At 35.3% G+C, this 15,385-nt stretch carries 14 protein-coding genes; all 14 read right to left on the bottom strand.

All coding sequences use genetic code 11. The features are described 5' to 3' along the window. Nucleotides 1–17 precede the first annotated feature (17 nt). The 14 genes from C825_RS03125 to C825_RS03060 all read right to left on the bottom strand — a co-directional run bounded on the left by C825_RS03125 (nt 18) and on the right by C825_RS03060 (nt 15,355). The gene (locus C825_RS03125; RefSeq protein WP_010801373.1) at nt 18–446 is read right to left on the bottom strand and encodes a hypothetical protein; all 429 of its coding nucleotides are present in this window, start codon (nt 444–446) and stop codon (nt 18–20) included. Further along, a complete protein-coding gene (locus C825_RS03120) occupies nt 431–1,279 on the bottom strand; it encodes an AlbA family DNA-binding domain-containing protein (RefSeq protein ID WP_010801372.1) in 849 nt (282 codons plus the stop codon). Before C825_RS03120 ends, C825_RS03125 begins: the two co-directional genes overlap by 16 nt. Next, nucleotides 1,276–3,792: a YfhO family protein gene (locus C825_RS03115; RefSeq protein ID WP_010801371.1), complete on the bottom strand. Its 2,517-nt coding sequence runs from the start codon at nt 3,790–3,792 to the stop codon at nt 1,276–1,278. Before C825_RS03115 ends, C825_RS03120 begins: the two co-directional genes overlap by 4 nt. 26 nt (nt 3,793–3,818) lie before the next feature. Next, nucleotides 3,819–4,577 carry a glycosyltransferase family 2 protein gene (locus C825_RS03110; protein ID WP_010801370.1) on the bottom strand — a complete coding sequence of 253 codons (759 nt, stop codon included), beginning with the start codon at nt 4,575–4,577 and terminating at the stop codon, nt 3,819–3,821. 81 nt (nt 4,578–4,658) lie between these two features. Further along, a complete protein-coding gene (locus C825_RS03105) occupies nt 4,659–5,594 on the bottom strand; it encodes a hypothetical protein (RefSeq protein ID WP_228100059.1) in 936 nt (311 codons plus the stop codon). A gap of 39 nt (nt 5,595–5,633) precedes the next feature. Further along, on the bottom strand, nt 5,634–6,899 hold the full coding sequence (locus C825_RS03100; protein WP_009860725.1) for a glycosyltransferase: 1,266 nt from the start codon (nt 6,897–6,899) through the stop codon (nt 5,634–5,636). Between the two features lie 17 nt (nt 6,900–6,916). After that, complete coding sequence (locus C825_RS03095) at nt 6,917–7,801, bottom strand: NAD-dependent epimerase/dehydratase family protein (RefSeq protein ID WP_010801369.1); 885 nt, start codon at nt 7,799–7,801, stop codon at nt 6,917–6,919. A 9-nt stretch (nt 7,802–7,810) separates the two neighbouring features. Beyond that, nucleotides 7,811–8,779, bottom strand: a complete 969-nt coding sequence (locus C825_RS03090) for a Gfo/Idh/MocA family protein (protein ID WP_009860723.1) — start codon at nt 8,777–8,779, stop codon at nt 7,811–7,813. A gap of 1 nt (nt 8,780) precedes the next feature. Further along, nucleotides 8,781–10,214 (bottom strand): NDP-hexose 2,3-dehydratase family protein, encoded by a 1,434-nt coding sequence (locus C825_RS03085; protein ID WP_009860722.1) that lies wholly within the window; start codon nt 10,212–10,214, stop codon nt 8,781–8,783. Between the two features lie 18 nt (nt 10,215–10,232). After that, nucleotides 10,233–11,135, bottom strand: coding sequence for a hypothetical protein (locus C825_RS03080; protein WP_009860721.1), 903 nt, complete (start codon nt 11,133–11,135; stop codon nt 10,233–10,235). Nucleotides 11,136–11,140: 5 nt separating this feature from the next. Then, nucleotides 11,141–12,226 (bottom strand): glycosyltransferase WbsX family protein, encoded by a 1,086-nt coding sequence (locus C825_RS03075; protein WP_009860720.1) that lies wholly within the window; start codon nt 12,224–12,226, stop codon nt 11,141–11,143. Further along, nucleotides 12,226–13,071, bottom strand: a complete 846-nt coding sequence (locus C825_RS03070; protein ID WP_009860719.1) for a glycosyltransferase family protein — start codon at nt 13,069–13,071, stop codon at nt 12,226–12,228. The genes C825_RS03075 and C825_RS03070 overlap by 1 nt, the downstream gene beginning before the upstream one ends. Before the next feature lies 1 nt (nt 13,072). After that, nucleotides 13,073–13,900, bottom strand: coding sequence for a class I SAM-dependent methyltransferase (locus C825_RS03065; RefSeq protein WP_009860718.1), 828 nt, complete (start codon nt 13,898–13,900; stop codon nt 13,073–13,075). Between the two features lie 18 nt (nt 13,901–13,918). Beyond that, nucleotides 13,919–15,355: a lipopolysaccharide biosynthesis protein gene (locus C825_RS03060; protein WP_009860717.1), complete on the bottom strand. Its 1,437-nt coding sequence runs from the start codon at nt 15,353–15,355 to the stop codon at nt 13,919–13,921. Between the last annotated feature and the right edge of the window lie 30 nt (nt 15,356–15,385).

Here is a 15,385-nt window from a genome sequence, read left to right as displayed (position 1 = left end):
GAGGTGTCATCATTTCTTCAAAAAGATTCTTTTGAAAGTTTTTTCTCTTCGCGTAAATTCAAATGGTAGACAGTCCATCGTCCTTTATTTTCTGCAACCAAATATCCCTCATTGCATAAATCTTTCAATAACTGAGATATTTCCGTTGAATGTTTATTTATCAGTTGCTGTAATCTGACATTAGACACACATCCTTCCATTTCGGCAGTCGTGAGTGCAATTAATCCGTCACCATATAAATGGGTAATTTCTTCCCCAAAAACAGAGATAAGTTTGTTTATACTTTTTTGAGGCAATAACTGCTCCATACTCAGGCACAACTCAACTCTATCCGGACGGGGCAACACATTTATCAGAGGCTTTCTCCAATGTGCTCCTTCCCAGGCATTCATAATCCGAGTGCTTCCGGAACCTGCCTTTTCTCCATACCCTAAAAGCAGAAACATTGTTTGAATTGAAATAGATTAGCCTCCCAGGTCCCATCCGGATAAACTCTGTCTATCCAACGTTCTCCGCTTTCCGGTATCTCTTGATAATCTACATGATAATCAGGAAAAGCCTCTACTATACTTTCTGTTTTACCAAACATCAATAAACCAGCAACTGTCAAGCCTTCTTTTCCTGTATACCTATCCTTTTTCCAACCGCCTAATTTCAGTAATAACCCTTTATCATCCCATTTTAAAAAAGGATGACCCGGTCTTACACTACCCAGCAACTGACGATATTGAGCGACAGATACTTCATCAAGATCTTCCAATGTATAGTTCTCCAAAATTCTGGAGTCCGGTTTGTCTGGCAAGCTATCGGCAAGCATTCTTTTTACTTCGTCCGGAGTACATTTATAATCTCCCGTATGACAACGCTTATAAGTACCTTTCATCGGATCTGAGCCGATATAAACAGGGCGATTCCTATAATCAGCACAAGAAATACGGAAGGTTAAAATAAATTGTCCTTCTTGTATCTCAAGCATCTGTACATCATTTTCCAGCAATAGATTAAAGCTAACCTTTTCCCTATTATTAACCTGATTCCAAAAATCATCTTGAAACTTACGCATCACCATCTGTGGCAGACCATTATAGAAGCATTGGTCATCCTTTTCTGAAATGCCTAGGATGATGGTGCCGCCTTCGGTATTTGCAAAAGAAGAATAAGTTTCCCAAAAGCTCTTAGGAAATCCACCTTTCGCACTTTTAAACTCCAGATCAAAAGATTCCGTCAGCAATCCTTTATTCTCCAGAAATTCCACTATGGAACTATAATTGTCTTTCATTCACGACTCTTCTGCCAATATTTCCAGCCGGACCATCCAACCGCAGCAATCAACAATAACAAGATTAGGAAAGAGCTATAAGCTGACACGTTAGTGGCAAGCACATAAGTATCCGGATGGAAATCAAAAACGATTGTATGTTCTCCCGCGGGTACCAGCATTCCACGTAAAATCCAGTCGGCACGGAAATGAGTCGCTTCTTTTCCGTCTATTGTAACTTTCCAGCCCGGATAATAGATTTCGGAGAAAACTGCCAGTTGTTCCGAAGATGCTTTCGTTTTATATGTCAACCGATTAGGGCGATACTTTTCCAACACAATCGTTGCCGTGGAATCTACCTGCGGAGTAAAGCCTTCCAGGTCTTTCGCAAAGCGCTTATCCACCACCGCTGTCTTCAACGGGTCAATCGTATTCAAGGCATCAATCTCTGCATCTGCATTTTCTACAATATCCACCTTATCTACAAACCATGCATTTCCGTAAGCATACGGATTTCGAATCGGCGCCTGGTCCGGATTATAAATAATATACCGTGTATTCAACATGTTCAAAGAAGGAGAGGCCGCCAGGACAGGCATTATATCCTGTATGCTCTGTGCCTTTTGCAAAGCACCGATAATATTACGGTATTCACCATCCAGACGATAATCAATCAATTCCTGATAACGGCGTAATTTAACGGCATGATATCCTCCAATCGAATGATGGAAATAAGAAACGTTTGTATCCTGCCACGGATTATTCAGTCCAAACACGCGGAAAGATTCATCCGTATCCTTAAATATCTCTTTATCGGCAACACTTTCCTTATAGGATTCTTCCGCTTTTTCCTTTACATAATTACTATCGTCCAGATAACGACGATCGACCGACCATAAATCAACCAATATCAATACGGCCATACCTGCACTCACAATCATAGAGGCAGTCGTCTTTTTTTTCGCCTTCCAGTACCAAAGCAATAAACCGGCTCCCAACAAAATAAAAATCAAAGAACGCAATGCATCCGACGAAGCCAGCGAAGCACGGTCCATCAACAAAGCAGTGTAATACCATTCCGGAACCTGGTTCTGGAACTGTGCATCATAAGCAGAATGGAAATTCAACAATAATGAAGGTATCAGGAACACAATCAGACAAATACCACCAGTTATGCCTAAAGACCATAAAAAGCCTTTTTTCATCGTTTTATCATCCACATTTCCCCTGAATATTTCCCGTAATCCCCAAATGGCAACAAGAGGAAATACCAATCCTGGAATCACCAGAGCCATTTCTACTGTTCTGAACTTATTATACAACGGCAGATAATGGAACATTATATCATTGAATGCATCAAAATTACGTCCTAAAGCCAGGAATGTAAGGAAAACAGCCCCGCCAAACAACCACCATTTCATCGGGTTACGCACCACGAACATCCCCAATACAAACAAGAAACATACCAATGCTCCAAAATAAACAGGTCCTGATGTAAATGGTTTATCCCCCCAATAAGTATAAGTCTGAACCTCTTTTCCTACTTGGGCACCGTTTTTCTTCAATTCCTTATACAACTCGGAAGAACTGCCTAATGTACCTCCCGAACTACCTCCATATACATCCGGAATCATGACAGTCAATAACTCCTTCCAGCCATAACTCCATTGGAAAGCATAATCTTTATCCAAACCGGAAGAGGCTTTCTCCACTTTTCCCGTTTCGTCTGGTTTAGGCGTCAGTTCAGAGGCTCCACGGATAGAATGTTGTCCCAAATCCCAGTTGGAATACATGTGTTTTGCATTGGGAAGGACTGCTAAAACTACACATGCCAGCATAATCAAAGACGTTTTAAGCCAGTCTGCAGTCTGCTTTTCCTTAAGCATCCTGATAGAATATCCCAAATAGATGAAGAAGCATAACAAAACCAGATAATAAGTTATCTGAACATGCCCGTTTAACAAAGAGAAAGCTACTCCTAAAAGGAACAGGACTGCTCCCCAAAGCCATTTTCGTTTAAACAGCAAGAACATACCCGCCAACGTTACAGGCATATACCCTATCACATAAGCCTTTACAATATGTCCCGCTTCAATAATGATTATATTATAAGAAGCAAAAGCAAAAGCAATCGCTCCCGCTATCGCCAGCCACCAGTTCACTCCCATGATGCACATCAACAGATAGAAACAGACTAACCCGGTAAAAACCATGGCAGCATGAGTATATCCCGGAGTCTTCAACCATCCGTCAACGATGCCATAAGAGGGCAATTCCGGAGCCGGACTTCCATATCCCGGTCCATAAGGCATCCCCGAAAACATAGCATCCGACCATACACTAAACTCACCCGGTTCAGCAGTCTTTGCATATTTATCGACCTGACTTCCTCCCATACCGGCAGCTTTCACATTATCACCTTGCATGATAACCTTTCCATCAAACACTGCAGGAGAGAAATAAGCCATCACCAACCCTAAAAACAAGACAAGGGCAGCCACATGCTTACCCACATTTTTCATCATACTATGCATAATATGTATCTTCTATATATTTTCGTTTACACTCTACCTTTGAACCACTTAGCAAAATAAAAGCGAATAGCAAACCAGACATGGAGTAAAGATGTTGATATTACTCCATAATACCGGCACATAATATCATATCTTTCTTTCAAAGAGGCTTTGCGCTGAGTCGTGCTAACCCCGCCATCCAGGAAGTTAGATAATGTCATTCGCGTATTATATATTCTACCTGCTTGTTTCATACATTTGATACACCAGTCGAAATCAGCAGAATAGCGGTATGTTAAATCATATAACGGAGCAATACTACGTTTTGTTATAAATGACTGATGACAAACTAACATGCCCATCCGGAAGCTTTTCCATGTAAGTTTGTTTGGGGCCTTCAATCTCCGTTGTCCTAACGATTTACCTTTTTCATCAACAATAACCGTTTCTCCATAAATAATATCAGGCAGAACTTTCTTCTTCTGGACTAAAGAGGCAACCCGTTGTACGATATCGGAGGTAAATAAAGAATCCCCGGCATTAATAAACCATACATAGTCGCCCGTAGCCTTCTGAAGACCTTTATTCATTGCATCATAAATACCTTTATCCGGCTCACTTATCCAATAAGAAATTCCGGAAGCATATTGCTTTATAATATCCACCGTCCCATCCGTCGAACCTCCGTCAATAACGATATATTCAATATTCGGATACGATTGGCTCAGCACCCCAAGAATAGTCTGCTCTAACCAACGGGAAGCATTATAGGTGATTGTTATGATTGAGAAAACTGGTTGTTGCATATCTTACTTAAGATTTACTTCGCAAAACATATAAAAACAAACTAAACCATCTCATAAGTCTGGGTCGGATCATTTGATATTTTATTTCAATTTCGCCTTTACAAAATTAACCACCATTCGTGGATTCTGAATTGCTTTCTTTATCCCCTTCAATCTGGCACCCAATATTTCCTTCGATAACGACCATTTTAAATTATACCAAAAACCAGAATGGTGAACTTTATGCTCATCCAAAAGATATTTATAAATAGAATATTTCGCTCTTCCCTGAAAATGCAGACAATAAAACCGAATCATGGAGTTATCACTCACTGATCTTCCGTACGGAAGATTATCATTCCAATAGATCTTCTTTTTATCACCTTCCATTTCAAAACCGGTCGAAACAGATATGTTTTCATCAAAACAAGCTCCATCAACAGGAATCCCTATATCAAAAATATGATCAACATTACTTTTAAACCGAGAAAAAGCTGTCATATCACAAATTCCTCCTAATTTTTTCTCAACCAAAAAAGTCTGATAAATATCTTTCAATGCAGTTAATGACTGTTCATTAGTATACATATAAGTCATATGATCACAAAACCTTATCAAACTATCAACACTAAATAAAGAACAATGTAGTTCTACTTCATTACAAATCACCACATCATACTTTAAGTATTTTCCGAATAAATTATTGACATCACAATATAACAAAACATCTGAATCTACACAAAGAAAGTATTCAAATCCTTGTTTCTGAACAAAATCACGGATTACAAACCAGCGCTGAAAACAGAACATTTCATAATCTCTAGGATTCGATGATAAATGCAGATAAATCTTATCAAATTCAACAGAACTATCCCAATAATCATTTATATCATGATATTCAACAAAATCACATCCATCAGGTATACCATCACTAATCAAACAAATTCTGTTATCTGGATTAAACAACCTCATCTGTTTCAATACCGGATATAAATAAAAAGGAGTTCCTCGATGTATTACTATAATTGGGATATTCATAATATAGCTATTGTGATTCTTGATCAAATTCAGCAACAATCAAGAAATTATATGATTAAATTTATCTACAAATCGTTCTACGCTTAATTTTTCCAAAGCAAATTTCCGACATGTCCGACGAAGCATAAAATTCTCAGAATCATTCAATCCTACAATATACTTCATTCCTTTTAACAAAGATTCAACAGATGGTATTCCACAGTTGTATCCAGTCTGTCCCGTAACAACTAAATCAATACTTCCCCCTACATTAAAAGAAACAACAGGAGTACCACACATTAACGATTGATTTATCATATATGGACCTGAATCTTCAACAGTTGGGCAGACAAAAAAATCAGAACATTGATAACATTGAATCAACTTTTTCTCATCGACAGTTCCCAGATAAATAACCTCACCACTAAATTGATTCAGATACTCTTTATCTACTTTACCCACTAGCAAAAGGCAAACATTTTCTTTACTTAACAACTCCCATGCTCTAAGAAATAGAGCTCCTCCTTTTCTTTTATCCTGAATATTACTAGCACCAAACAAAACCACCTTCTTATTCATAGGTATACCCAACTGCTTCCGTAATTGTTGATTATTGCCATTTGGTACAAATCTATTTGAGTCCACTGGTAGGAGCATTTTAAAGACTGATTTTTCCTTAAACAAACTAGAAGACTTAGCACGTAAATAATCTCCTTCTGAAGTTGCTATAGCAGAAATATCAATCTTCTCAAATAACTCTTTCTTTTGTTGAAGTTGTTTATAAGTTATATCATATCTATCATTTGAATAAATACCAGGACAAGAACCACATTGAGCAGTATAACCCAAACAATCCCAAGGGAAATGACAACCTCCTGTAATAGGAGCATCATCCAACATCAACCAATATATTTTTGCCTTTGTCAAAACAGATAACTGCTGAATCTTTTCTGCATTAAGAAATCCTCCAACCCAATGAAGAACAATAATGTTCGGAACAAAAGGTACTTTGTTTAGTATATTTTCAATATTAGTATTCAATAATGTATCTCCTAAACTATGCATATTATAAGCTGCATCCTCTTTTTTATCTTTCCCAACCAGCTTTTTAATTTTACTCCATGTTTTATCTGGTATTAGCCTCTTTCTCATCTGAGCCATCTTTTCTCCCAACAAGCCTTTAACCTGAGATTCTGGCACATATAAGAAAGACTCAAAACCGGCCTGTTCCAGATATTTACATAAATTTACCGTCGCAATACCTGCTCCGCGAAAACGACTAGCAGATAGGTGCAATATTTTTACAGAAGATATATTTTGAACCATTAATTGTGCAATTTATATTAATTTAGTCCTGAAACAAAATGGAGAAACTCTCTATAATGATACTCTCCCAAAATCTTAAGAATTTTAGCATCATCAAAATAAGTATCTCCCGATTCTATTAATAGATCTTTCTCCGGCCATTCAGAAAAAGTTACCGATGCTGCATACTTATTGGCTATTGCCGTTGCAACCTCTAGTAAAGAAAATGTCTCACCACCAATATTAAATATTTCATTTTTGCCTTGTGAGGAAAAAGATGCGCTTATTATTTGGTTACATACATCATAGATGTGAGTAAAAGTTCTTTTCAATGTCCCATCACCATATAAATTGATAGTCCCTTTTTTGATTGACTGATTTAAAAAGAATCCAATCGTTCCGTATGAATAATTCGAATCTAACAAATTTCCATACGGAATACAAATTCTAAATACTGTATAATTAATACCAAAACTATTTTGATAAGACCAAAGCAGTCTTTCACAAGCTAATTTGTTCGCGGCATAAATTGTTTTTGCTTCTAATGGATCCTCCTCCTTTAGAGGAAGATCCATACCTTTATAAACCAAACGGGTAGAAGGATAAACAACATGTGGCATAAACACAGATTTTCTTATCAACGTAAGAATATTTAATAATCCTATTTCATTAACCTGTACAAAACGCTCATATTCTTCGAATCCAACAGATGTTCCAGTTATCCCAGAAAATACAAATAAATAATCAACATCTAAATTCAAATCTCTAAGCGAGATTGGATCTGTTACATCTAACCTTTTATATTGTTGATGGGAACTCGAAATATTAAGATCATAACAAAAAACATCAGCACCCATTTCTTTTAGAAAATAGACTAAATGCCGACCAATATATCCTTCCGAACCAATAACTGCACACTTCATATTTAAACTCTATGCTAATTTTGAGATTCGTTCTATCTCATTTAAAATTTCACTTTGTTCTAATATCAAATTATAACATTTATCTTTTTCCGCAGAAAAAATAATCCGATAAAACTCTTCAAAAGCATGTATAAAATGATTATCTGCCGGAATTTCATACTCCTGAATACCAGAAGGTAATTCCAATCTAACAATCGTTACTTCATTCACTTTAGGGGTAAAAGCTTTCCTCAAATAGATACGTCCTAAGCTCCCCCAAATAGCATAATTACATTGATAAAAATTATCAAATCCAAATGAAATGGAAGCAGATACTTTCTTTTCTCCTTGCAAAAAAGCACTACCATAAAGACTGGTACCCTTCTCATTGTAAAATATATCCGCAGCTTTAACACACAACCTCTGCTGTAAAATAAACAAAGAAGCACTTACAGTATATCCGGCACAATCCATTAAAGCACCACCTCCTATTTCCGGATCATACCTGAAATTATCTAAAGCTAAGGGAGGAAAACCAAAAGACGCGCTGAATTGTCTGATTTCTCCAACAACACCACTATCCAATAATTCAAACACTTTTTTATGCTGGGCATGATATCTGAACATATATCCTTCCATCAAAGCCAATCCTTTTGATTTTGCCAAAGCTACCATTTCTCGGGCATCTTCATAAGTTCTCGCTATAGACTTTTCAACATATATATGCTTTCCTGCTTTTAATGCTTTAATTACCCATTCTCTATGTAGTCCTGTTGGAAGAGGCATATATATAGCATCAATATCTTGTCTTTTTAATAACTCTTCATAACCAACAACTACCTCACAATTAAACAAAGAAGCATATTGTTCCGCTTTTTCCCTTGTTCGGCTAGCAACAGCCACTAATTCAAACAGTTTATTCAACTCTATAATCGCAGGTATAACAGACCGCTGTGCTATTGCAGCGCATCCCATAACTCCTATTCTGATTTTTTCCATATTATCTGAAATTTATTACAGAAATAAGACTTCTTGCAGCCATATTCAAATAATTATTGTATGTCACAAATGATAACATCTGATTCAATGTCATCCAACAATAATTCTCATGAACATCTACTGGAAAATCATCGTGCACTTCAACAATCATATTCAGATTTTGCTCATGATAGAACCGACCTCCTTCTTCCGATTGATAAGTAGAGTACCAAATATTTTCCTGTTTAGCATTAAGAAACAAGTCAAGATAAGGTATTTCATACTCATTCTTACCCTTTCTATAATTACCAGTCAAACATTGTACAGTTGGAGCCATCTCTACAATATCAAAATTTCCAGCTTCTAGTTTTGCTTGTACCAAAAAATGATATATTCCATTTATCCTTTTAACTAGAAATCCCATTAAGCCATCTTGCGCTGACTGCACCATAGGTTGATCCCATGAAATAACTTCACGATTTCCTATTTCAACATTTACACCTATCACTGAAAAATATTTATGATCCTTATGGCGTAAAACTCCATCATCAAAAATCCAATCTTTCATTTTAGACAAAGGTATTTTCTCTATCTGCAATTCATACTTAAATTTTAAAGATGTGATCCAATGAATTATATGCTGCAAATCATGCAAATGATTTTCTTCATTTAAAACTGAAACTAAGAAAGAGGATGTTCGATCAACATTTATATCTAACAATTTTCTAAAAGCTATCAAAAAACGCAGATCTACATCTTTATAACTACCAAACTGAATACAAGAGATGACAGTTCTTGTATCCATATTAACAACATTAGGAGATCTAAGTAGTTCTTTTATTTGCCTAAGAGTCAACCACACAAAATTATCATATACCGGTAAATCTTCATCTTCTGATATTTCGACAATAATATTTCTATTCCGCTTTTGCAAAAAACGAGCTCCCTGTTCTGATTGCAGTTGGTCGATCAGTACTTCAACCTTCTTTTCTCCAGTAAAATATTCTAAATATTTAGGAGAACTTCCTTGATGTACTCTCATATAATTACTACGAGTAGCCTGCAAAGTTGGGGACAATTGGACAATATTCAAATTTCCAGGTTCTATTTTAGCTTGTAATAAGAAATGCAGTACACCATTTATTTTTTTCACAATGAATCCTAAGAAACCTATCTCCGGTTGATTAATAATGGGCTGTTCCCAGTCTTTTACTAATCCATAATTTGTTTTAACACGTATACCGTCGATACTAAAAAACTTGCCACTTTTATGAGAAATACGATCATTGCTAAAATCCCAATCCTTTAAATCCATTATAGGAACTTGAGATATATCTGAAAACACTTCACTATTCTTTTTTTTCATCCAACTCAAAACATTCTCTGTTGAATGAAAAAAGCCTGAATGAAAAGCAGATATAAGAAAATCCAATCGAGCTAACTCTATCTTATTCATAGTCGTTAATATTCTATATTAATATGCACCTAGTACATAACGAAATAATCTTTTGTAAGAAAAAAACATCCTTGTAACAGTTTTATCATCTATACATTTATTCGGAATAATATACTCAGGATGTTTTAATGGAAAAGACATTGAGGTCGAATCTATATAGTTTTTCAAACTCTTTTTTGTTGTATGGGTAGCATTAGGATCACTCAATCCGATATTAGTTACAAGATTCACTGATGGATAAATAGATAACTGATTTTGAACTCTTAACATAAAGTAATATTGAATATCCCAAGTATTCAAACCTTTATTTCCAGATAATGTATCAGAAATAAATGATGAAAAATAGATTTTTTCCTTTAAACTTTTAAATAGGGAATCCATCATTGTTGTATTTTCAAGAGCTTTTTTCCAATACCCCAAATTTACATCATAATTCCTCCAAACTCTTCTCCATGATGCCCAGCCCCAAATATGAGCAATAGAACAAAAGTCATAACTCAAATTATTATCTACTCTTGTCAAAAAATTATTTCCACCAATATGTCCTATCCGATCATCATCTTTGTATCTTATCAGTAACTCTTCACAAAAGGGGAAAAACGACAAATCCGGTAAACAATCATCTTCCAATATAACCCCATACTCCTCCTTATCAAAAAACCATGTAATAGCAGAAGATACAGCACTTTTACATCCCAGATTTTCATTTCGAAATAGTGTATGCACTTCACACGGCCAATCAATTTTATCAACAATACGCCGTGTTTCTTGACTCCGAACTATTTCGTTTGGACGATCCTTCCGTGGCGCATCCGCTGCAATATACAATTTTAACGGTCGGATATCTCTAATACGTTCAAAAACTCTTTGAGTTGTATCCGGGCGAGCAAAAATCAAAAATAATATAGGAGTCTGATACATATTTCTTATTTTTTTAAACCGTTTGCCAAAGCTTCTAAATAACCTCTACCGTGTTTTAAATCAGGTTCTATATAATTTCCTTCGGCCCATTCATTCCACGACTTTAATATTACAACTCTATGTTCTTCAGCTTTAGTAGATACAGAACTTACCACTGTTTCCACATGTTTCTGAAATAATTGGGGTGTCGAATTCTTTAATATAGAACCATATTTACCTGTACGTGGAGAATGATCCCAATTAGGAACTAAGGTAGGATATACATTTTCCAGAGAATCTTCTGGTCCTGAAAAATATCGCATGGCATCTTTATATTCATACCAAAAACCCTGTTTAAATATATCTCTATTAATTTTATTAAATGCCATTTTAAACAAAGATAACCCTACCCTTTGATACTCAAATAATCGAACCACATTAACAGCATCATATCCCAACGATAATAAAGAGTCTATATAGTCTGGTCGATAGGTATGAGCAACAAAATGAATTCCTTTTAATCCATTTTGTAAGGCAAGTTCCTGCCAACAGTCTATAAATTCTTTAGAATTAGGTATGTCTTGGGGTGAAAAAATCAGAAAGAACGGTTTACCATCAACTGTTACATAACGCTCATCTTTCAATGCTGGTAATACATCATAAAAATGCATTTTATAATCTTCTAACCCGTTGTAAGTTTGTTTCATTACAGGTTCTTTTGTTTTTAACCCGCAATAAATACCATGCCAACTATGATTAGCCCATGCAAGACAAAAAGGGAAATCAGGCTTTCCCGAAGATAATACTTCATTAAATGGGCGTTCTAACAATCTGCGTCCATTACCAAACCAATAATGCCAATAGCAAAAACCTTCAACACCATATTCTCTAGCCATCTCTGCCTGAGCTTCTCTTGTTTCAGAAACTCTAAGATCATAATAGCCCAAATCCGCAGGTATCTGAGGTTGATAATGCCCTCTAAATAATGGTTTAGCTTTACCTACATTTGTCCATTCTGTAAAACCTTTACCATACCACTTGTCATTTTCCGGTATAGGGTGATATTGAGGTAGATAGAAAGCTAATACTCTTGCTTTATTATTTTGTTTCATTAAAAAATCGTTTGTTCTCCTGTTTTTCCAATCATACCATGATAAAAACCATACAATAGGCCTTTTATCTTAGCGAACTTATTATCTTCGTAACATATAACAAAAAATAATCTTTTATAGAACCAATAGTACAGAAATCCTTTCCAATTAGCCCATGGATATAAGCGTTTTGTTATTATACCATTTCTCACAATATAATAAGATCTTACTGGCGAATATTCATTGGGAAAGAATGTTTTCCACAAAAATTTATGTTTTGTCTTTTGGTATCCGGCACCATGAACTAAGTATACTTGTGGCATCACACGGGTAGTGATGCCACTTTTCTTTGCACGCAAAGAAAACTCAGTGTCTATCGCATCAATGAAAAAGTCATCCCGAAACAAGCCGATTTTAGAAAAAACTTCTACAGGATATACACTTCCAGATGTCATCGTTGTTTCTACTTCAATAAAGCCGTCATCTATAGATGTATACAATGCTTTGTCATGAAGCAAATAGTTCGGGGAGAAAATAGACCTGATATTTGATTCCTTGATCGCTTTCAAATACAGCTTGAAATCTTCTTTCACAAAATGACTATCCTGATCCATCGTCAATAAATAGTCATATTGATTTTCTTTCGCATATAAGATAGCTTTATTTAAAGCTTTTCCTATTCCTAGATTTTTACCTACTCCCATCAAAACGATTTTCTCTTCCCAAGTTGGTAAATGCAAATCTAATTGATTTCCAGGGGTATTATTCCAAATAATCAACTTATCAAGTAAATCTATATATGATGCGATATTTTTCCAAACTTCATCAGTTGGGTAATAAAATATCACGATTCCAAGCGTTTTCATATTATTTCAACTTACGCCCTAGTATATAAATATTATCCCAGCCTTCCTGAGAATATATAATCTCCAAATTAAAGTATGAGAAAATCTCTTCCAATAGCTTAACAGTAAAAATATGATGATGAAAACAACGATTTTCATCATTTTTCATAGAACGTCCTATGAAAACATCTTTGTTATTACCCACAACATCCTTATCCAGATCATGCAATTCTATTATTTCATCGAAATGCGTCATATCGTTTTCATTCACATCATTTGCATAGTCCTCCAACAAATGAGAAAAGGAAGTATCGGGTCTTCTATGATCAAAATTAGAAATTTTATTAGGTAAAATAAGAAGGATATATCCACCTGCATTCAATACGTTCAACCAACTTTTAACGGCTTTGAGTGGATTAGCGACATGCTCTAAGCAATTTGATGAAATGATAAAATCATACATTTTACCGACAATCATTTCTATTTCTGTTGCTTCTCCTATGAATTGAGTTCCTAAATTTACACCTTTGTATTTGTATGTACCTTGACTCAAATTACCCTCCCAAACCGTTTGATAAGAGTAGTTACATCCATCTACCCTATTAGCCACAGAATAGATCGGCAAATTACCTTCTTTACTAAAAAGATAAGATCCCCCGCCTACTTCCAAGCCGTTCTTATTCTTAAACAACGGTAAAAATTCTATCAGCTTCCGTTTAATCTGAGGTTCCTTGAAACAATATTTAAGAGCTTGAGGATTACGGATATAATTTAATATGGTCCCTAAAAAACAATTATAAATTATCAACCTGAATCCTACAGGAAGTTTTCTATACAGTTTTACAATCATACAATATGCTGTTTCTATTTATTTTTTAAAAATAAAAGAAATACTCTCTCTCAATACAACAGACCTCGTTAGCCACAATATCAAAATATACAGTACCGCTACAATAACAATTTTGGCAGTAAGCAAATAATACAAATTATTAATACCTATTGTTGCAAACCAAGATATAGAAAAACAGAAAAAAACGAGTAATAAATAAGGAGAAATATCCCGCAATAACTCAATTGTTTGAATACCAATATATTTTTTACCACAAAAATGCCATCCAAAATTTAATAAAAGAGTAAGAGCGGAACATCCTATTATCATCGGGAAAATCCCATAAGATGCTAAAAATAAAGCCAATAATAAATTAAGACCATAAAAAGTAGAACTTACATAAAGTATAATGTTCGACTTGCCATGAGAAAATAGTATTGCCCAATATAAATTAGTAATAAAACTAAATGAATACGCAATAGTCAGAATTTGAAGATAAGGAACACTATTGAGCCACTTTTCTCCAACTGTTAGTAATATAAACTCTTTGGCGACAAAAGCCAGTCCCAATAATACAGGAAAAGAAATAAAAGCACCAAATCGTAACATTTTTCTAAAAACTTTCTTCTGTCGTTCTTTATCATCCGCGACCTCAACCAAAACAGGTTGTGCCACCCCCTGTATCATATTGCTTATTGTCATATTCCCTAAGACCATCCATTTATTCCCTTGTGAATAATAACCCGTATCTGTATCTGTATAGAATTTACCCAACAGTACAGAAAAAATATTCATATTCACTTGCCCTAAAATATTATTAAATAATATTTTAGAACTAAATCCAAACATTTCTTTGATTGGAGAAAGATCAAAAGAAAGGGTTGGTCTCCACCCAGAAAAATACCAACGCAATAAAGTAGCAACCAAGCATTGAGAAACTAATTGTATAGCTAATCCCCAATAGGCAAAACCCAGCAATGCAAATATTAAGCCAACTCCTCCTGAAACAGATACAGCTACGACATCAATAATACCGCGTTGCTTGACCTTTAACTTCTTAAATAAAATAGCATTATGTGCTATCCCAAAACTTGAAATCAAGAAACTTAAGAATAGTACACGAGAAAGATTAAGAAGAACCGGTTTATTATAAAATTGGGCAATCAGAGGAGCTGCAAGAAATAAAATCATATAAATAACGATTCCACAAAACGCACTAAACCAAAAGACAGCATTATAGTCCTCATGCCGAATAGTCTTTTTATTAATCAACGCCGTAGTAAAGCCGCTATCCATAATCGTATTGGCAATAGCACTAAAAATAGCAAGCATAGCCACCAATCCATAGTCATCCGGACTAAGTATACGGGCTATCACAATCCCAAATACCATTCCTATTATTTGTTGGAAGAATGTACTAATCCCTCCCCAAAAAAGGCCTTTAGCCGTTTTATCTTTCAAAGTTTCCTCAGCCATTTATTCTTTCCTATCATCACCTTTATCCAA

Source organism: Parabacteroides sp. ASF519, from assembly GCF_000364265.2.
In the GTDB taxonomy this organism is placed as follows: domain Bacteria; phylum Bacteroidota; class Bacteroidia; order Bacteroidales; family Tannerellaceae; genus Parabacteroides; species Parabacteroides goldsteinii.
Note: the sequence above shows the minus strand (reverse complement) of the source record. Positions and strands in the feature narration are given on the sequence as shown.